The 18,911-nt window shown below is 65.3% G+C and carries 21 protein-coding genes; 18 read left to right on the forward strand and 3 right to left on the reverse strand.

The annotated features are described in order from the left end of the window. Nucleotides 1-13: 13 nt before the first annotated feature. From ACIPRI_RS18010 to ACIPRI_RS18020, 3 genes are read right to left on the reverse strand one after another with little or no spacing between them, the layout of a single operon-like run. Nucleotides 14-1,168, reverse strand: coding sequence for an MFS transporter (locus ACIPRI_RS18010; protein WP_446622841.1), 1,155 nt, complete (start codon nt 1,166-1,168; stop codon nt 14-16). A gap of 7 nt (nt 1,169-1,175) precedes the next feature. After that, nucleotides 1,176-1,940, reverse strand: a complete 765-nt coding sequence (locus ACIPRI_RS18015) for an SAM-dependent methyltransferase (protein WP_446622842.1) — start codon at nt 1,938-1,940, stop codon at nt 1,176-1,178. Further along, nucleotides 1,937-2,521, reverse strand: a complete 585-nt coding sequence (locus ACIPRI_RS18020) for a Maf family nucleotide pyrophosphatase (protein ID WP_446622843.1) — start codon at nt 2,519-2,521, stop codon at nt 1,937-1,939. The genes ACIPRI_RS18015 and ACIPRI_RS18020 overlap by 4 nt, the downstream gene beginning before the upstream one ends. Before the next feature lie 49 nt (nt 2,522-2,570). On the opposite strand from ACIPRI_RS18020, the gene ACIPRI_RS18025 reads away from it, so the two are divergent. The 18 genes from ACIPRI_RS18025 (at nt 2,571) to era (ending at nt 18,900) form a co-directional block, all read left to right on the forward strand. Continuing rightward, nucleotides 2,571-3,119, forward strand: coding sequence for a YceD family protein (locus ACIPRI_RS18025; protein ID WP_446622844.1), 549 nt, complete (start codon nt 2,571-2,573; stop codon nt 3,117-3,119). Between the two features lie 201 nt (nt 3,120-3,320). After that, nucleotides 3,321-3,503 (forward strand): 50S ribosomal protein L32, encoded by a 183-nt coding sequence (rpmF, locus tag ACIPRI_RS18030; RefSeq protein ID WP_017760020.1) that lies wholly within the window; start codon nt 3,321-3,323, stop codon nt 3,501-3,503. Nucleotides 3,504-3,564: 61 nt separating this feature from the next. Continuing rightward, the gene (gene plsX, locus ACIPRI_RS18035; protein ID WP_446622845.1) at nt 3,565-4,656 is read left to right on the forward strand and encodes a phosphate acyltransferase PlsX; all 1,092 of its coding nucleotides are present in this window, start codon (nt 3,565-3,567) and stop codon (nt 4,654-4,656) included. Next, the gene (locus ACIPRI_RS18040; RefSeq protein WP_446622846.1) at nt 4,656-5,633 is read left to right on the forward strand and encodes a beta-ketoacyl-ACP synthase III; all 978 of its coding nucleotides are present in this window, start codon (nt 4,656-4,658) and stop codon (nt 5,631-5,633) included. Before plsX ends, ACIPRI_RS18040 begins: the two co-directional genes overlap by 1 nt. Nucleotides 5,634-5,695: 62 nt before the next feature. Then, nucleotides 5,696-6,646, forward strand: a complete 951-nt coding sequence (fabD, locus tag ACIPRI_RS18045; protein WP_446622847.1) for an ACP S-malonyltransferase — start codon at nt 5,696-5,698, stop codon at nt 6,644-6,646. A gap of 8 nt (nt 6,647-6,654) precedes the next feature. After that, nucleotides 6,655-7,401, forward strand: a complete 747-nt coding sequence (fabG, locus tag ACIPRI_RS18050) for a 3-oxoacyl-ACP reductase FabG (protein ID WP_446622848.1) — start codon at nt 6,655-6,657, stop codon at nt 7,399-7,401. Between the two features lie 113 nt (nt 7,402-7,514). Continuing rightward, on the forward strand, nt 7,515-7,754 hold the full coding sequence (gene acpP / locus ACIPRI_RS18055) for an acyl carrier protein (protein WP_007830471.1): 240 nt from the start codon (nt 7,515-7,517) through the stop codon (nt 7,752-7,754). A 92-nt stretch (nt 7,755-7,846) separates the two neighbouring features. Next, nucleotides 7,847-9,091, forward strand: coding sequence for a beta-ketoacyl-ACP synthase II (fabF, locus tag ACIPRI_RS18060; RefSeq protein WP_446622849.1), 1,245 nt, complete (start codon nt 7,847-7,849; stop codon nt 9,089-9,091). A gap of 16 nt (nt 9,092-9,107) precedes the next feature. Next, on the forward strand, nt 9,108-9,560 hold the full coding sequence (locus tag ACIPRI_RS18065; RefSeq protein WP_446622850.1) for a hypothetical protein: 453 nt from the start codon (nt 9,108-9,110) through the stop codon (nt 9,558-9,560). After that, complete coding sequence (rpoE, locus tag ACIPRI_RS18070) at nt 9,557-10,201, forward strand: RNA polymerase sigma factor RpoE (RefSeq protein WP_446622851.1); 645 nt, start codon at nt 9,557-9,559, stop codon at nt 10,199-10,201. Before ACIPRI_RS18065 ends, rpoE begins: the two co-directional genes overlap by 4 nt. Before the next feature lie 20 nt (nt 10,202-10,221). Continuing rightward, nucleotides 10,222-10,866: a sigma-E factor negative regulatory protein gene (locus ACIPRI_RS18075; RefSeq protein WP_446622852.1), complete on the forward strand. Its 645-nt coding sequence runs from the start codon at nt 10,222-10,224 to the stop codon at nt 10,864-10,866. 23 nt (nt 10,867-10,889) lie between these two features. Further along, nucleotides 10,890-11,960: a MucB/RseB C-terminal domain-containing protein gene (locus ACIPRI_RS18080; protein WP_446622853.1), complete on the forward strand. Its 1,071-nt coding sequence runs from the start codon at nt 10,890-10,892 to the stop codon at nt 11,958-11,960. Nucleotides 11,961-12,016: 56 nt separating this feature from the next. After that, the gene (locus tag ACIPRI_RS18085) at nt 12,017-13,495 is read left to right on the forward strand and encodes a DegQ family serine endoprotease (RefSeq protein WP_446623053.1); all 1,479 of its coding nucleotides are present in this window, start codon (nt 12,017-12,019) and stop codon (nt 13,493-13,495) included. Nucleotides 13,496-14,007: 512 nt separating this feature from the next. Further along, the gene (gene lepA / locus ACIPRI_RS18090) at nt 14,008-15,819 is read left to right on the forward strand and encodes a translation elongation factor 4 (RefSeq protein WP_446622854.1); all 1,812 of its coding nucleotides are present in this window, start codon (nt 14,008-14,010) and stop codon (nt 15,817-15,819) included. A 5-nt stretch (nt 15,820-15,824) separates the two neighbouring features. Then, on the forward strand, nt 15,825-16,796 hold the full coding sequence (lepB, locus tag ACIPRI_RS18095; protein ID WP_446622855.1) for a signal peptidase I: 972 nt from the start codon (nt 15,825-15,827) through the stop codon (nt 16,794-16,796). A 24-nt stretch (nt 16,797-16,820) separates the two neighbouring features. Further along, nucleotides 16,821-17,183, forward strand: coding sequence for a DUF4845 domain-containing protein (locus ACIPRI_RS18100; RefSeq protein WP_446622856.1), 363 nt, complete (start codon nt 16,821-16,823; stop codon nt 17,181-17,183). A gap of 23 nt (nt 17,184-17,206) precedes the next feature. Next, complete coding sequence (gene rnc, locus ACIPRI_RS18105; protein WP_446622857.1) at nt 17,207-17,902, forward strand: ribonuclease III; 696 nt, start codon at nt 17,207-17,209, stop codon at nt 17,900-17,902. After that, complete coding sequence (gene era, locus ACIPRI_RS18110) at nt 17,899-18,900, forward strand: GTPase Era (protein WP_446622858.1); 1,002 nt, start codon at nt 17,899-17,901, stop codon at nt 18,898-18,900. Before rnc ends, era begins: the two co-directional genes overlap by 4 nt. Nucleotides 18,901-18,911: the final 11 nt, after the last annotated feature.

Genomic DNA, 18,911 nt, shown 5'->3' on the forward strand with positions numbered 1-18,911 from the left:
CGTCAAGCGTCGTTCAGCGCCGGCTGCCGACGCGGCCGGCCGATAGAGCCAGCGCCGCAGCAAAGGCCACCACCAGGTACAGCGCGCTCGTCAGCGAGCTGACTTCGGCCAGAAAGCCGATGACCGGCGGTCCGGCCATGAAGCCCAGGTAAGCGGCGGCCGCCACCGCGGCGATTCCGCGCGCCGGCGCCATTCCCGGCACTTGCGCTGCCGCCGAGAACAGCACCGGAACGATGTTGGCAAAACCCACGCCGACGCCGGCGAAGCCCAACAGGGCAATCCAGGGCGTGGAGGTCAGCAGCACCAGCGCCATGGATGCGGCCGCCAGGCAGGCGCTGGCGCGCAGCAGCGAGGCGGATGCAAAGCGGGCGCGCAGGGCGTCGCCGCCGAAGCGCGCCGCCGCCATCGCGGCCGAGAAGCTGGCGTAGGCGAGTGCCGCCTGCTCTTGCGGGCTGCCCAGCTCCTGGTGCATGTACAGCACGCTCCAGTCGTAGATTGCGCCCTCGGCGATCAGTCCGAGCGCCGCCAGTGCGCCCAGAACCAGCAGCACGCCACGAGGGAGCTGAAAACCGGCCTCGGGTGATGGAGAGCGCGTCAGCTGGCCAGGCAGCATGAACGCCGCGGCCGTGCCGATGACCAGTGCATTGGCAATGGCCACGCAAGCCAGGTGCAGCGCCGGCGCGATGCCGGCAGCCAGTGCCGCGCTGCCGGTGGCCGCGCCGATCATGCCGCCCAGGCTGAACATGCCGTGCATGCTGCTCATCAGGTGCCCCTGCGATTGCGCTTCGAGCTGTGCGGCATCGGTGTTGATGGCCACGTCGAACACGCTGGTCATGACGCCGAACAGGGCGAGCAGCGCCAACAGCGCCGCATAGCCTGGCATGGCAACAAGAGCCGCCAGCAGCAATGCGTAGACCGTGCCGCAGGCGGCGGTGGTGCGGCGCGCGCCATGGCGCCCGATCCAGCGGCCGGCTTGCGTCAGGCCGAGCAGCGCGCCACCGCCGGCAGCCAGCATGGCCAGGCCCAGTTCGGCCTCGTTGATCCCGTAGTGCAGCTTGACGGTCGGGATGTGCACGCCCCAGGTCGCGAAGATGAAGCCGGAGCAGAAGAACTGAGCCCGCGTGGCCCAGCGTGCCGCGGCACCGGCGAGAAGCAGGGTGGCGCTCATCAAGGCTTTAGCGCCCGATGGCGAATACCGCGGGCAGCCGCTCCTGCTCTGCAGTCGGCTGGCCGCGCCAGGCCTTGACGGTCTGGCAGCGCACGCTGGCGCTCGGCAGGGTCAGGCCGCGCGCCACAGCGAGCCGGGTGTTGTGCTGCAGCGTTTGCGTCAGCGCCTGCATCAACACGGCGTTGCGATAGGGCGTCTCGATGAAGAGCTGGGTCTGGCCGCTGCGCAGCGCCAGGGCCTCCAGTTCGCGGATTCGGCGCGTGCGCTCTTCGGCGTCTTGCGGCAGGTAGCCCACGAAGGCGAAGTTCTGGCCGTTGAGTCCGCTGGCCGCCAACGCCAGCAGCAGCGATACCGGCCCGCTCAGCGGCGCCACCGCGAGCCCCAACTCGTGCGCCGCCTTGACGACCGACGAGCCCGGATCGGCCACGGCCGGCATGCCGGCTTCGCTCATGAGGCCCATGTCGTGCCCGGCCAGGGCCGGGGCCAGCATGGGCTTGGCGTCGAATTGGCCGGCATGGTCACCTTTCTTGTGCACCTCGCGCGGCAGCTCCTGGAACTGCTGCGCCTGCAGCGGCGCCGCCAAGGGTGCGACTGCTTCGATGCGTTTGAGGTAGGCACGCGCGGTCTTGGCGTTTTCGCAGATCCAGTGCGTGAGGCCGGCGGCAACGCGCAGCGTGCCCAGCGGCACGACGTCTTCGACGGGCGCCTGCGTCTCGCAGCCGAAATCCAACGGTGCCGGAACGAGGTAGAGGGTGCCGTGCTGCCGGGTCACAACAGGTCCACTCCGGCGGCCCGCAGCATCCTGCAGGTTCGAATCAAGGGCAGGCCAACCAGAGCCGTGGGGTCGTCGCTGTCGATTGCCTCGAGCAGAGCGATGCCCAGGCCCTCGCTCTTGGCGCTGCCGGCGCAGTCGTACGGTTGCTCGGCGCGCAGATAAGCCTCGATGGCGGCATCGCTCAGATTTCGGAACACGACGCGCACCGGTGCAATGTCGCGCTGCGAGAAGCCCGTGGCGCGGCACACCACCGCCACCGCTGTCTGGAAGATCAGCGTCTGGCCGCTCATGCGGCGCAGTTGCTCGACCGCGCGCGCATGGGTGCCCGGTTTGCCCAGGGCGTGGCCTTGCAGGTCCGCCACCTGGTCGGAGCCGATCACCACCGCCTCGGGAAAGCGCTCGGCCACGGCCTCGGCCTTGGCCAGTGCCAGTCGCTCGGCCAGCACCTGGGGCGATTCGCCATCCAGCGCTGTCTCGTCGACCTCGGGCGACTGGACTTCGAAGGGCAGGTACAGGCGCTTCATCAGCTCGCGCCGGTAGCGCGAGGTGGAAGCCAAGATCACAGTCCTTTTTTGCATGGAGCCGATTGTCTGGGATGCCGGCAGCCCGGCGGATTAGACTGGGCGCATGAAGAGAGAATTTGCACCCGAGCGCCTGGACGTGGCCGGGTTTGCCGAGGCCGGCGTCCGCCTCTCGGCCGCGGACGCCTTGAACCGATACGGCCGGCTGGCCGCGGAAGCGGTGGAGCCGACTTCGAGCGGCGTCATTGCCTGGGAGGCTGTGGGCGAAGAGCGCCATGACGCCGCCGGCCGCGCCGAACCCTGGTTGCACTTGAGCGCCAGCGCTACCTTGCCGCTGGTGTGCCAGCGTTGCCTCGCGCCGGTGCAGACCCGCATCGAGGTCGATCGCTGGTTTCGCTTCGCGCCCGACGAGGACGCGGCGGCTGCGCTGGACGAAGAATCCGAGGAAGACGTGCTGGTCGTGAGCCGCGATTTCGACCTGCATGGCCTGATCGAAGATGAGTTGCTGATGGCGCTCCCCATCACGCCGCGCCATGAGGTGTGCCCGCAGGACGTTCCCTTGTCGGTGGCGGACCCTGATTTCGAGGCCGCCCAAGACAAGCGCGCCAACCCGTTCGCCGCGCTGGCCAAGCTGCGCTCCGGCAAGCCGGAATAGGGGCTGGCGCATCTTGGGCAAGCTGCGCTATAATCATGGGCTTCGCGCGTACCCGTGTTCAGTTATGGCTACAAGAGCTCGACCAAGGGCTTCAAGGGCTTGACTGGCAAGAAGATCGGGATAGGCAGGCGGCCTGGGCTAGATAGCTAGAGGTTGTGCTGCAAGAACGCCCCACCAACCAACCGAATTCCAGGAGCCATCATGGCCGTCCAGCAAAACAAGAAGTCGCCCTCCAAGCGTGGCATGCACCGTTCGCACAATGCCCTGGGCGTGCCCGGCATCGCCGTCGAACCCACCACCGGCGAGACGCACCTGCGTCACCACATCAGCCCGAACGGCTTCTATCGCGGCCGCAAGGTGCTCAAGACCAAGAACGAAGCCTGATCTGATATCCCCAGGCGCAGGCCCGAGGCTACTTCTGCTGTAGCGTCGGGCCTTTGTTTTGATGGCTACGCCTTCCGAATTCGCTTCTGCTCCCTTGCCCGCGGTCACACTGGCCGTCGACTGCATGGGGGGCGACCACGGCCCGTCGATCACGTTGCCGGCGTGCAAGGCATTCCTGGAGCGCCACGAGCAGGCCTCGTTGTTGCTCGTCGGCGCGCCTGCGGTGTTGGCTGGTTTTTTCCATCCGCGGGCCCGCATCGTGCCGGCCAGCGAGGTGGTGGGCATGGACGACCCCATCGAGGTTGCCCTGCGCAAGAAGAAGGACTCCTCCATGCGCGTGGCCATCGCGCAGGTCAAGGAGGGCGCTGCCCAAGCCGCGGTGTCGGCCGGCAATACCGGTGCGCTGATGGCCATTGCGCGCTACCTGCTCAAGACCCTGGACGGCATCGACCGCCCGGCCATTGCGCCGCAACTGCCCAATGTCAAGGGTGGTGCCACCACTGTGCTGGACCTGGGCGCCAACGTCGACTGCGATGCGGAAGACCTGTTGCAGTTCGCCGTTCTGGGCTCCGCCCTGGTCTCGGCCCTGACCGGGAACGAGTCGCCGTCGGTCGGCTTGCTCAACATCGGTGAAGAAGCCATCAAGGGCAGCGAAGCGATTAAAAAAGCATCGCAACTGCTCCGAACGGCGGCTAATTCGCAGGATTTGAACTTTTATGGCAATGTCGAGGGCAACGACATTTTCAAGGGTACGACCGACATCGTGGTGTGCGACGGCTTCGTCGGAAACGTGGCCCTGAAGGCCAGCGAGGGGGTCGCGTCGATGATCGGTGACTTCATTCGTTTTGAGTTTTCGCGCAGCATTTTCACCAAAATTGCCGCGATCATTGCCTATCCGGTTCTAAAGTCATTCAAGAACCGCCTGGATCATCGTCGCTACAACGGCGCGGCGCTGTTGGGTCTGCGTGGCCTGGTGTTCAAAAGCCATGGTTCTGCTGACGAGATGGCTTTCGGGTACGCATTGGATCGCGCTTATGATGCCGCTCGCAACAATCTGCTCGACCGCGTTCGAGCCCGCATCGCGCACGCCGCACCGCTTCTTGCGCGTAAAGAGTCCGCGGCGCCGGCTGAACCGGCGGCACTTCAAGTCTGATGGCCTCATATTCAAGAATTACCGGAACGGGCAGCTACCTGCCGCCGCGCCGGGTGACCAACGACGATCTCGCGCGCGAACTCGCGCAGCGTGGCATCGAGACCTCCGACCAATGGATCATTGAGCGGACCGGGATCCGCGCCCGCCACTTTGCCGCCCCCGACGTCACCAGCAGTGATCTGGGCTTCGAGGCCGCCAGGCATGCGCTCGAATCGGCTGGCCGCAAGGCCAGCGAGGTCGATCTGATCATCGTCGCTACCTCGACGCCGGACATGGTCTTCCCGTCCTCGGCGGCCATCCTGCAGAACAAGCTGGGCATCGCCGGGTGCCCCGCCTTCGACGTGCAGGCGGTGTGCAGTGGATTCGTCTATGCCCTCACCGTGGCTGACGCGATGATCCGCACCGGCAGCGCCAAGTGCGCGCTGGTGGTGGGCGCTGAAGTCTTCTCCCGCATCCTTGATTTCAACGATCGCACCACCTGCGTGCTGTTTGGCGATGGCGCCGGCGCCGTGGTGCTGGAAGCCAGCGAAACTCCCGGCATCCTGGCCAGCGACCTGCATGCCGATGGCAAGCACGCCGACATCCTGTGCGTGCCGGGTCACGTGTCGGGTGGCCAGGTCCTGGGCAAGCCCTTGCTGCACATGGACGGTCAAGCCGTCTTCAAGCTGGCCGTGCGTGTGCTGGAAGAAGCGGCGCGCGCCACGCTGGCCAAGGCCGGCAAGGTCGATGCCGACATCGACTGGCTGATCCCGCATCAGGCCAACATCCGCATCATGGAAGGCACCGCGAAGAAGTTGAAGCTGCCGCGCGAGAAGCTGATCGTCACGGTGCACGAGCATGGCAACACCTCGGCGGCATCCATTCCGCTCGCGCTCGACGATGCGGTGCGCAGCGGCAAGGTGAAGAAGGGCGATACCGTCATGCTGGAAGGCGTGGGCGGCGGCTTCACCTGGGGCGCCGTGCTATTGAACATGTAGTGCGCGAGGCCCCACCCGCCCTCTGTGGCGGGTCGGTCGCCGCTGCAGGAGACACCACAACCATGAAATCATTTGCCTTTGTATTCCCCGGCCAAGGGTCGCAGGCCGTCGGCATGCTGGACGCCTGGGGCGATCATCCGGCCGTGCGCGAAACCCTGGCCGAGGCTTCTGAAGCTCTGGGCGAAGACGTCGCCAAGCTGATTCGCGAAGGCCCCAAGGAAGCCCTGGCGCTCACCACCAACACGCAACCGGTGATGCTGGTGGCGGCCATTGCCGCCTGGCGCGCCTGGCTGTCCGAGGGCGGCGCCAAGCCGGCTGTGCTCGCCGGTCATTCGCTGGGCGAGTACTCGGCGCTGGTGGCGTCCGGCGTGCTGAGCCTGTCGCAGGCCGCGCCGTTGGTGCGCTTTCGCGCCCAGGCCATGCAACAGGCGGTGCCGGTCGGCGCCGGTGCCATGGCCGCCATTCTGGGCATGGACGCCGCCAAGGTCATCGCCGGTTGTGGCGAAGCGGGCGCCACCTTTGCCGCCGGTTCTGGCGAAGTGGTGGAAGCCGTCAATTTCAACGACCCCATGCAGACCGTGATCGCCGGCAGCAAGGCCGCCGTCGAGAAGGCTTGCGAAATGCTCAAGGCGAGCGGCGCCAAGCGTGCGCTGCCGCTGCCGGTGTCGGCGCCTTTCCATTCCAGCCTGATGAAGCCCGCGGCCGATGCGCTGCGCGCCAAGCTGGCCGACATCGAATTCGCCGCGCCGCAGATCCCGGTGGTGAACAACATCGACGTGGCCGCCCCGACTGACCCGGCCCGCATTCGCGACGCGCTGGTGCGCCAGGCCGCCGGCCCGGTGCGCTGGGTCGAGACGGTGCAGGCCCTGCAGGCGCGCGGCGTCGCGGCGGTGATCGAGTGCGGTCCCGGCAAGGTGCTGGCCGGCATGGCCAAGCGCATCGCGCCGGATCTCGCCGCGGGTGCGATCTTCGATCCGGCCTCGCTGGCCGATGTGAAACAACAGCTGGCCTGAACACCATCATGAGCGATTCCATTGCATTCGAAGGCCAGGTGGCCCTGGTGACCGGCGCCACGCGCGGCATCGGCGCGGCCATCGCGCTCGAACTGGCGCAGCGCGGACTCAAGGTGATCGGCACCGGCACCACGGCCGAGGGCGCCGCGTCCATCACGGCCGCGCTGTCGGCCCACGGTGGTGAAGGGCGCGTGCTCAACGTCAACGATGCCGCAGCCACCGACGCCCTGGTCGATGCCATCGTCAAGGAGCATGGCAGCCTGCAGGTGCTGGTGAACAACGCCGGCATCACGCGCGACACCCTGGCCATGCGCCTGAAGGACGAAGACTGGGACGCGGTGCTCGACACCAATCTGAAGGCGGTGTTCCGCCTGTCGCGTGCCGTGATTCGCCCGATGATGAAGCAGCGTTACGGCCGCATCATCAGCATCACCAGCGTGGTCGGTGCCTCCGGCAATCCGGGGCAGGCCAACTACGCGGCAGCCAAGGCCGGTGTCGCCGGCATGACGCGCGCATTGGCGCGCGAGCTCGGCAGCCGTAACATCACGGTCAACTGCGTCGCGCCCGGCTTCATTGCCACCGACATGACGGCAGCGTTGCCAGAGGTCCAACAGCAGGCGCTGCTTTCGCAGATTCCGCTGGGGCATCTGGGCAAGCCGGCCGACATTGCGCACGCGGTGGCCTACCTGGCGTCGCCGCAGGCAGGCTACGTGACGGGGCAGGAGATGCACGTCAACGGTGGCATGTACATGTAGGCCTCAGCCCAGCATTAGCCAGGCATCAGTTTCTCCAAGCGGCAGGTCGGGCAAATACCAAGGCCCGGCCAGCTAAAATCCACAAGTTACTTACAACCCTCAGAGGGAACCAAATGAGCGATATCGAAGCACGTGTCAAGAAAATCATCGCCGAGCAACTCGGCGTCGAAGAGTCCCAAGTCACCAACGAAAAGGCTTTCGTGGCCGACCTCGGCGCGGACTCTCTGGACACGGTCGAACTGGTGATGGCGCTCGAAGACGAATTCGGCATCGAGATCCCGGACGAAGACGCCGAGAAGATCACCACGGTGCAAAACGCCGTCGACTACGCCACCAAGAACCAAAAGGCCTGATCGGCCGCGCTGAACTCTGTTCAGTGGCGCGCGGGCCTTCTGGGTGACGCGCCGCCAGAGCGGATTCACTCTTCCCAGAAAGGTTTGCCGGCATGACCAAACGCCGCGTCGTCGTGACCGGGCTCGGTTGCCTGGCTCCAGTCGGAAATTCCGTCACGGAAGCCTGGGCCAACTTGCTGGCCGGTCAGTCGGGCATCGACACGATCAAGAGTTTCGATGCCAGTGCCTTCGCCTGCCGCTTTGCCGGCGAGGTCAAGGGTTTTGACATCACCCAATACATCCCCGAGAAGGAAGCGCGTCACATGGACCGCTTCATCCATCTCGGCTTGGCCGCGGCCGTTCAGGCGGTGCAAGACAGCGGGCTGCCCACCGGCGACGCGCTGACGCCGGAGCAGGCGGTTCGCATCGGCTGCAACATCGGCTCGGGCATCGGCGGACTGCCGATGATCGAGCAGACGCACACCGAACTGGTGAACCGCGGTCCGCGCCGCGTCTCGCCATTCTTCGTGCCGGCCTCGATCATCAACATGATCTCGGGCCACGTGTCGATCAAGTTCGGCTTCAAGGGGCCGAACGTCGCAGTGGTCACCGCCTGCACCACCGGACTGCATGCCATCGGCATGGCAGCCCGCATGATTGAGTATGGCGATGCCGACGTGATGATTGCCGGCGGCGCCGAATCCACCGTGTCGCCCCTGGGCATCGGCGGCTTCGCCGCGGCGCGTGCATTGAGCACCCGCAACGACGATCCCAAGACGGCTTCGCGCCCCTGGGACAAGGACCGCGACGGCTTCGTGCTGGGCGAAGGCGCCGGCGTCATGGTGGTCGAGGAATACGAGCACGCCAAGGCCCGCGGCGCCAAGATCTACGCCGAGATCGCGGGCTTCGGCATGTCGGGCGACGCCTATCACATGACGGCGCCTGACGTCGACGGCCCGCGCCGCTCGATGGTCAACGCGCTGGCCAACGCCGGCGTCAATGCCGACCAGGTCAACTACGTCAATGCACACGGCACCTCCACGCCGCTGGGCGACGTGAACGAGACCAACGCCATCAAGCTGGCCTTCGGCGACCAGGCCAAGAAGATGGTGGTGAACTCGACCAAGTCGATGACCGGCCACCTGCTGGGCGGCGCCGGCGGCATCGAGTCGGTGTTCACGGTGCTGGCGGTTCATCACCAGAAGAGCCCGCCGACCATCAACATCTTCAACCAGGATCCGGAGTGCGATCTCGACTACTGCGCCAACCAGGCGCGCGATCTGAAGATCGACGTCGCGGTCAAGAACAACTTCGGGTTCGGGGGCACCAACGGCACGCTGGTGTTCAAGCGCGCTTGAGTTCGAACCTTCCTCCATGCACAGCGCCCCATCGGTGAGTTATCCGGTGGGGCGCTCGCGTATGGCGCGCGGGTTGCTGCTGGGAATCTGGTGCCTGGGGGCGGCCGGGCTGGCCGCCTGGTGCCTCCAGTTCAGCGGCGCGGGCTGGCGGACGGCGCTGCTGGCGCTCACGCTTCTGGTGGCTGGCAATGCCGCCTGGCGTGCAGCCCATCTGGGCGAGGGCGCCGAGTTGCAATGGGATGGTCAGCATTGGTCGTGCGCGGGTAGCAAGCCACTGAGCGCGGCGCGCGTGTCGATTCATCTGGACTTTCAGGCGCTGATGCTGGTGCGCCTGTACGAACCTGGGCGGGCTGCCGCCTGGCTCTGGCTGGAACGCGCAAGCTGGCCTTCGCGCTGGCTGGACCTGCGGCGCGCGTTGCACGCGACGGAATCGATCGCCGCACCTCATGAGGGGGCGGCCCAGCCATGACGACGCCCGCCACGCCGCCACCAGCGCCACCCATCAACTCGGCCGATGCCGACCTCCAGCTCGTCCAGCGTACGGTCGCCGGCGACGACAAGGCCTATGAGCTGCTGGTGCTGAAGTACCAGCGGCGCATCGAGCGCCTGATCGGCCGCATGGTGCGCGACGTCGACCTGGTCGAGGACATCGCCCAGGAAACCTTCATCCGCGCCTACCGTGCGCTGCACCAGTTTCGGGGCGAGGCGCAGTTCTATACCTGGCTTTATCGCATCGCCGTCAACACCGCCAAGAAGGCGCTGGTGGACATGAAGCGTGATCCGACCGTGTCCGAGGCCGCCCTGCGCGCCAGCGAGGACGACGATGAAACTTACAGGCCCGGAAACGAACCAACGACGGACGAGAGCCCCGACACCATTCTTGCGGCCAAGGAAATCGCGGCCGCGGTGAACGCCGCCATGGAGGCGCTGCCCGCCGAACTGCGGCAGGCAGTGACCCTGCGGGAAATCGAAGGCTTGAGTTACGAAGAGATTGCCGAGGTCATGAATTGCCCGATCGGCACGGTGCGCTCGCGCATCTTTCGGGCGCGCGAAGCCATTTCGGCCCGGGTCAAACCGCTTCTGGACAACCAGTCCGGGAAGCGCTGGTAGGTTGAAAGCAGGTGAACGAGATGAACGACTCCGACAAGTTGCGCGAACAGGTTTCGGCGCTTCTGGACGGCCAATTGCGCGGCGAAGACTTCGCCCGGACCGTCGAGCAAGTGTGCGGCCAGGATGAACTGCGCGGCACATGGAACACCTATCACGTGGTTGGCGAGGTGCTGCGCTCCGGCCGGCACACGGTATGCCGTGATTCCTCGGCCTTCCTCGCCGGATTGCGTGAACGCCTGGCATCGGAAGGCGTCAAGCCGGCCGTGGCCGCGGCGCCCGCCGTCGAGGCTGCCCCGCAGGCCGAGGCAGCGAACGAGCCTATCTTCCGCTGGAAGCTGGTGGCCGGCGTCGCATCGCTTGCGCTAGCAGCCGCCGTCGGCTGGAACTGGGTTGGTGGTCCGCTGCAGGCGCCGGCAGGTGCGCAGTTGGCACAAGGGGTGCAAGGCGCCGGCAACGTGCCCGTGCTGGCATCGTCCATTCAGCCAGCAGGCGAGAGCCCGACGACGACCACGCGCGTGCTCATCGGCGAACGGCAGCAGCCGCAACTGATGCTGCGTGATCCGCGCCTGGATGCGCTGCTGGAAGCGCACCAGCAAGCCGGCGGCGGCTCGCACATGCCTTCGGGCTTCCTGCGCAATGCCACCTTCGAGGGCCAGTCGCGCTGAGTCATGCGCAGCTCCAAGACGCAATGACGATTCCGACGCGACATCCCATGCAGGTCTTCGTGCCCGCCTTGGCGGCGCTTTGCATGGCCCAATTCGCGACGGCGCAGACCGCGGTGGGCGGTCCCTCGGCCAACATCGCGGCGCGCAGCGCTACGGCCTCGGATGAAACCCCGCAGCTCGGCGTGGTGGACTGGCTCAAGCGCATGCACGGCGCCGCGCGCCGCCATTCCTATGTGGGCACCTTCGTGGTCACGGTGGCGGCAGGCAACCTGTCGAGCGCCCGCATCTGGCATGCCTGCGAAGGCGACCTTCAGATCGAGCGGGTCGACGTGTTGTCTGGCCCGCCGCGCACCACCTTCCGGCGCAACGAGCAGGTGCTGACCTTTCTGCCCGACCAGCGCGTGGTCAAGAGCGAGAAGCGCGAAAACCTGGATCTCTTCCCCAATCTGCTGGGCGCGCCGGATTCCGCCGTTGCCGACTTCTACACCGTCAAGGTCGTCGGCAAGGGGCGGGTGGCCGGCTTCGACACCGACGTGATCCAGCTGATGCCGCGCGACAACCTGCGCTTCGGTTATCGCGTCTGGACCGAAAAGAACTCCGGGCTGCTCACCAAGCTGCAGACCGTCGATAGCGATGGCCGGGTGGTGGAGCAATCGGCATTCTCCGAGCTTCAGCTCGATGCGCCGGTCAAGGTGCAGGCGCTGGCCCAGTTGATGGGCAACACCGCCGGTTACCGCATGGAGAAGTCGCAGATCGAACGCACCACGCCGCAGGCCGAAGGCTGGATGCTCAAGAGCCCGGTGCCAGGCTTCAAGTCGACCAGTTGCTACCGGCGCGCCATGGGCGCGGCTTCGAGCGCCGAGCGCACCCTGCAATGGACGTTCACCGACGGGCTGGCGACGGTCTCGCTGTTCCTCGAACCCTATGACGCCAAGCGCGATGCCCGCGAGGGCTTGATGGCCCTTGGCGCCACCTATACGCTTACCCGACGCCTGGCGGATCCTTCCGGCGACTGGTGGCTGACGGCGGTCGGCGAAGTCCCGCCCCGCACGCTGGACGCCTTTGCGCAAAGCCTGGCACGGGTGCCGCGCTGAAACACGCGCTTCCTTGTTTCTTTCTTTCTTTGTCTAGTGAGAGCCAATCGATGATGATGCTGTTCAAAGCCGAGGGAAAAAATCTTCGTAGCTACGCCATGGCCGGTGCGCTGGCGCTTGGCGCGACATTGGGCTTCATGCCGGCCACGCCGGCGCTGGCGCAATCGCCATCGCGCGCGCTGCCCGATTTCACCGAGTTGGTGGACCAGGTCGGCCCATCGGTGGTCAACATCCGGACCATCGAGCGGGTGAGCCAGCGCGGCAGTCCCGAAATGGACGAGGAGATGCAGGAGTTCTTCCGGCGCTTCTTCGGCCAACCGATGCCGGGCGCTCCGCGCTCGCCGCGTCCCAATCGTCCCCAACCGCAGGAAGAAGAGCGTCCGCGCGGCGTCGGCTCCGGTTTCATCCTGACCGCCGACGGCTACGTGATGACCAATGCGCACGTGGTGGAAGACGCCTCCGAAGTGCTGGTCACCCTGACCGACAAGCGCGAGTTCAAGGCCAAGATCATCGGCGCCGACAAGCGCACCGACGTGGCGGTGGTGAAGATCGACGCCACCGGTTTGCCGGCGGTGAAGGTCGGCGACATCTCCCGCCTGCGCGTGGGCGAGTGGGTGATGGCCATCGGCTCGCCTTTCGGCCTGGAGAACACCGTCACCGCCGGCATCGTCAGCGCCAAGCAGCGCGACACCGGCGACTACCTGCCTTTCATCCAGACCGACGTGGCCATCAATCCGGGCAACTCGGGCGGACCGCTGATCAACATGCGTGGCGAGGTGGTGGGCATCAACAGTCAGATCTATTCGCGCTCGGGCGGCTTCATGGGCATCTCCTTCTCGATTCCGATCGACGAGGCGGTGCGCGTCAGCGACCAGTTGCGCTCCAATGGCCGCGTCTCGCGCGGACGTATCGGCGTGCAGATCGACCAGGTGACCAAGGACGTGGCCGAATCGATCGGCCTGGGCAAGGCCGCCGGCGCGCTGGTGCGCAGCGTGGAAGCCGGCTCGCCGGGCGAGAAGGCCGGCATCGAGGCGGGCGACATCATCACCAAGTTCGACGGCAAGCCCATCGAGCGGCCCAGCGACTTGCCCCGCCTGGTGGGCAATACCAAGCCGGGCACGCGCAGCACCGTCACCGTGTTCCGCCGCGGCGCCACGCGCGACTTGAGCGTGACCATCGCCGAGATCGAGCCCGACAAGCCGGCCAAGGTGGCGGCCGAGCGCGAGGAGCCCGCTGCGAAGTCCTCTTCTTCGGTGGCGGCTCGTTCCCTCGGGCTGGCGGTGAGTGAACTGAGCGAAGCTCAAAAGCGCGAACTCAAGCTCAAGGGTGGTGTGAAGGTCGAGTCCGCTACCGAAGCCGCCGCCCGCGCCGGACTGCGCGAGGGCGACGTGATTCTTGCCGTGGGCAACACCGAGATCTCCAGCCTGAAGGAGTTCGACAGCGCATTGGCCAAGGCCGACAAGTCCAAGCCCATCAGCATGCTCTTTCGGCGCGGCGATTGGGCGCAGTACGCGTTGCTGCGGCCCTCTCGCTGATCGGACGCCGGTGCGTCAAGTGGCCCCAGCCGCTAGTCGGGTTTGGGGCCTTTTTTTGGCCAAATGCAGACGCTTTCAAAAATATTCGACGCCTCCATCCAGCAATAAATTAGTTTGCGCACACTAACTTATCCAAAAGCTAACAACCCAATTTGGTAGAATACGAGGGCTCTCTGGCAGGTCCGGCGCATAAGGCAAACATGCTTGTTCACGATGCGGGATGTCTTGTGACAGTCCACCGGCGCTCCACAGATCGCCCACAAGTTGTCCCAAGCATGCTGCACAGGTTTTGTTGATAAGCTGTTTATAAGTTTCATGTTGCTGACCTGCAACGAGCCTTTTGGCCGGTTCCCTCGGCTGTACGCGCCCCCCTTTTTGCCTACAATGAAGCTCCAACTACTGCAGTTGCCATTGCTTGTTGGTTCAGGGCGCGTCTCCTAGAGGACGCGCCCTTTTTTCTTGCCCGCAAGCGGCGTGCACGAGCCAATTCAAGTACTTAAGCGTCCCCGTTGATGAATCACATCAGAAATTTTTCGATCATTGCGCACATCGACCACGGCAAGTCGACGCTTGCCGATCGCCTGATCCAGCGCTGCGGCGGGCTCGCGGACCGCGAGATGGAGGCGCAAGTGCTCGACTCGATGGACATCGAGAAGGAGCGTGGGATAACCATCAAGGCGCAGACCGCTGCGCTGCACTACAAGGCGCGCGACGGCAAGGTCTACAACCTCAATCTGATCGACACGCCGGGCCACGTCGACTTCTCGTATGAAGTGTCGCGCTCGCTCTCCGCATGCGAAGGCGCATTGCTCGTGGTCGATGCGAGCCAGGGTGTGGAAGCGCAGACGGTGGCCAACTGCTACACCGCGCTCGACCTCGGCGTTGAAGTGCTGCCGGTGCTCAACAAGATGGATCTGCCGCAGGCCGATCCCGACAACGCGAAGGCCGAGATCGAAGATGTGATCGGCATCGATGCAGGCGATGCGATTCCATGCTCGGCCAAGACCGGCCTGGGCATCGAGGAAATTCTGGAAGCGGTTGTCGCCAAGGTGCCGGCGCCGCGCGGCAACCCCGAAGGCGCGTTGCGCGCCATGATCATCGACAGCTGGTTCGACGCCTACGTCGGCGTCGTGATGCTGGTGCGCGTGGTCGATGGCCGCCTGGCCAAGGGCGAGCGCATCAAGATGATGGCCACTGGTGCCAACTACAACGCCGACAACCTGGGCGTCTTCACGCCAGCCAACGAGTCACGCGACTCGCTGGAGGCGGGCGAGGTGGGCTACATCATCGCCGGCATCAAGGAGCTGCAGGCCGCCAAGGTGGGCGACACCGTCACCCTGATCAAGGGTGGCAGCGGCGGCGCCGCCTTCACTGCCACCGAGCCGCTGCCGGGCTTCAAGGAAATCCAGCCGCAGGTGTTCGCCGGTCTGTACCCGACCGAGGCCAGCGAGTACGACGCGCTGCGCGACGCGCTGGAAAAGCTCAAGCTCAACGATGCCTCGCTGCACTACGAGCCGGAAGTCAGCCAGGCGCTGGGCTTCGGTTTCCGCTGCGGCTTCCTGGGCCTTTTGCACATGGAAATCGTGCAGGAGCGCCTGGAGCGCGAGTTCGACCAGGACCTCATCACCACCGCGCCCAGTGTGGTCTACCAGGTCGTCAAGAGCGACGGCGAGGTGATCATGGTGGAGAACCCTTCCAAGATGCCCGATGTCGGCCGCATGGCCGAGATTCGCGAACCGATCGTCACCGTCCACCTGTACATGCCGCAGGAATACGTGGGCTCGGTGATGACCTTGGCCAACCAGAAGCGCGGCGTCCAGATCAACATGGCCTACCACGGCCGCCAGGTCATGCTGACCTACGAGATGCCGCTGGGCGAGATCGTGCTGGACTTCTTCGACAAGCTCAAATCGGTGAGCCGCGGCTACGCCTCGATGGACTACGAGTTCAAGGAATATCGCGCCTCGGACGTGGTCAAAGTCGACATCCTGCTCAACGGCGACAAGGTCGACGCGCTGTCGATCATCGTGCACCGCAGCCAGTCGCAATTCCGCGGCCGGGCGGTGGTGAGCAAGATGCGCGAGATCATTTCGCGCCAGATGTACGACGTGGCGATCCAGGCCGCCATCGGGGCCAACATCATTGCGCGTGAGACAATCAAGGCGCTGCGCAAGAACGTGCTCGCCAAGTGCTACGGCGGCGATATCACCCGCAAAAAGAAGCTTCTTGAAAAGCAGAAGGCGGGCAAGAAACGCATGAAGCAGATCGGCTCGGTCGAGGTCCCGCAAGAAGCGTTCCTCGCGATCCTGCAAGTCGAAGACTAAAAAGAATGCCTTTTCTCACCTCCCTCATCCTCGCCGCTTTTGCCGGCTATATCGGCGCCTGGTATTTCGGCGCGGTCGAAGGCAACTTCTCGCTGCTGCTATTCCTGGCCACCACGGTGACGGGCATCTACTGGCTGACCGAACGCTTCTATTTTCTACCGCGCCGCGCGCAGGCGGCGCAGGCGCTCGATGCTTCGCTGGCGCAGCGGCGTGAAGAGCTGACCAAGCAGGGCATCACCCAGGTCGACCGCGAAGACGGCAAGGCGCGCGAGCGCCTGTTGATGCAGCCCTGGTGGCTCGATTGGACGGCTGGCCTGTTCCCGGTGATCCTGGCGGTCTTTCTGCTGCGCTCCTTCCTGGTGGAGCCATTCAAGATCCCCTCCGGCTCGATGATGCCGACCCTGCTGACGGGCGACCTGATCCTGGTGAACAAGTACACCTACGGTTTTCGCCTGCCGGTGATCAATACCAAGCTCACCGACGGCACGCCGCCGGCGCGCGGCGACGTCATGGTGTTTCGCTATCCGCCCAAGCCCAGCATGGATTACATCAAGCGGGTGGTCGGCGTGCCGGGCGATGAGGTGGCTTATCTCAACAAGCAGATCACCATCAATGGCAAGCCGGTGCCCAAGACTTCGGTGCCCGAGTATTTCGACGAGGAGAGCATGCGCTACCTCAAGCAATACAGCGAAGACCTGAGCGGAAAAGAACACAAACTGCTGAATGACGATAGCCGCCGCGCCGGTTTGTCCGAGGTGGAGATCGCCGAGTTCCCGAATCGTGACAATTGCCGTTACAGTATTGAAGGCGTGGTTTGCAAAGTGCCCGCGGGCCATTATTTTGTGATGGGTGACAACCGCGACAACTCGCTGGACTCGCGCTATTGGGGCTTCGTTCCAGACCAGAACATCGTCGGCAAGGCGTTTTTCATCTGGATGAACTTCGGCAATTTCAAACGCATCGGTTCATTCCAATAAGCGTTCAATAAGACGAGGATAGTCATGAGGGTTAAGCGGTGGGGCCGCCCGTCGGGGCAGCGCGGCATTTCGTTCGTCGGCCTTTTGTTCGTGGCCGCAGTGGTGGGCTGCGTGGGTATCGTGGTGGCGCAGGTCATTCCGACGCTGATCGAGTACCAGGCCATCACCAAGGCCGTGAACAAGGCGAAAGACGGCACCACGGTGCCTGAGGTGCGCGCGATCTTCGACCGTGCGCAGGCCATCGACGACTTCCAGTCCGTCAGCGGCAAGGACCTCGACGTCCAGAAGGTCGGCGACAAGGTCGTCGTCTCGTTCGCCTACGACCGCGAGATCCATCTGTTCGGCCCCGCTTACCTGCTGCTGAAATACAAGGGCCAGTCGAGCTGAGGCTCGGCGCGCATGGATCGGCTGTGTCGGAAAGCGGAATTGCCGCGCTGCAAGCGCGCCTACAACACAGCTTTGCGGATCCGCGCCTGCTGCAGCGCGCGCTGACGCACCGCAGCTTCTCGGCCGACCACAACGAGCGCCTGGAATTTCTGGGCGACTCGGTGCTCAACCTGGCCGTCTCGCACCTGCTCTACCGCCGCCTGGCCGAGCTGCCCGAAGGCGATCTCTCGCGCGTGCGCGCCAACCTGGTCAAGCAGGACACGCTGCATCAATTGGCGATCAAGCTGGCCCTGTCGCCGCTGCTGCGCCTGGGCGAGGGCGAGGCCCGCTCGGGCGGGCCGAACCGACCCTCCATCCTGGCCGATGCGTTGGAGGCCGTGATCGGTGCCGTCTACCTCGATGCCGGCTTCGTGGCGGCCGAGGCGCTGGTGCATCGGCTGTACGAGTCAGTCGAGATCACCCCTCGCATGGACGCCGCCGCCAAGGACCCGAAAACCGAACTGCAGGAATGGCTGCAGGGACACAAAATGAAGTTGCCCGTCTACCGCGTGGCAGCCACACTTGGAGCCGCGCACAAGCAGACCTTCGAGGTCGAGTGCGAGGTGGCCGAGTTCGGCTGGACCGAGCGCGGCATCGGCGGCTCGCGCCGGGCCGGCGAACAGGCCGCCGCCGCCGCCATGCTGATCCGCCTGAAGGCGCGCAACCAGAGAAGCAAATGAACCAGGAATCCCAAGATACGCAGCCGCCAGCGGGCGCAGCACCCGGCGCCGCAGGCGAGGGCGGCGCACCGGCCGTGGCCGGCCGCCGCTGCGGCCTGGTCGCCATCGTCGGCAAGCCCAACGTGGGCAAGTCCACCTTGCTGAACGCACTGGTGGGCCAGAAGATCAGCATCACCTCGCGCAAGGCGCAGACCACGCGCCACCGCATCACCGGCATGCGCACGGTGGCGCAGCCCGATGGCAGCGGCGGCACGCAATACGTCTTCGTCGATACGCCGGGCTTCCAGACGCGCCATGCCAATGCACTGAACCGCTCGCTCAACAAGACCGTGCTGGGCGCGGTGGCGGACGTCGACCTGATCCTGTTCGTGGTCGAGGCCGGCAGCTTCACCCCGGCCGACGCCCGCGTGCTGAAGCTCCTGGGCAAGCAGATTCCCACGCTCCTCATCGCCAACAAGCTGGACAACGTGCACCGGCGCGGCGACATCGCACCCTGGCTGGCCCAGATGCAGACGGAGCACGACTTTGCCGAGTTCGTGCCGATGTCGGCCAAAAATGCCAAGGACATCGAGCGCCTGCTGGGCATCTGCGAAAAATACCTGCCCGAGCAGGACTGGTGGTACGACGCCGACGAGCTGACCGACCGCAGCGAGAAGTTCCTGGCCAGCGAGACGGTGCGCGAGAAGCTCTTCCGCCTGACCGGCGACGAGCTGCCCTACACCTCCACCGTCGTCATCGACAAGTTCGAGGAAGAGCCGCCGCAGAAGAAGGGCCAGAAGCGCTTGTTGAAGATCGCCGCCACCATCGTGGTCGAGCGCGACGGCCACAAGGCCATGGTGATCGGCGACAAGGGCGAGCGCATCAAGCGCATCGGCACCGAGACGCGCCAGGAGCTGGAAAAGCTGATGGACGCCAAGGTTTTCATCGAGCTGTGGGTGAAGGTGCGCTCGGGCTGGGCGGACGACGAGGCGCGGGTCAAGTCCTTCGGCTACGAGTAAGCCGGCGGCAG

The organism is Variovorax sp. LARHSF232, from assembly GCF_052871435.1.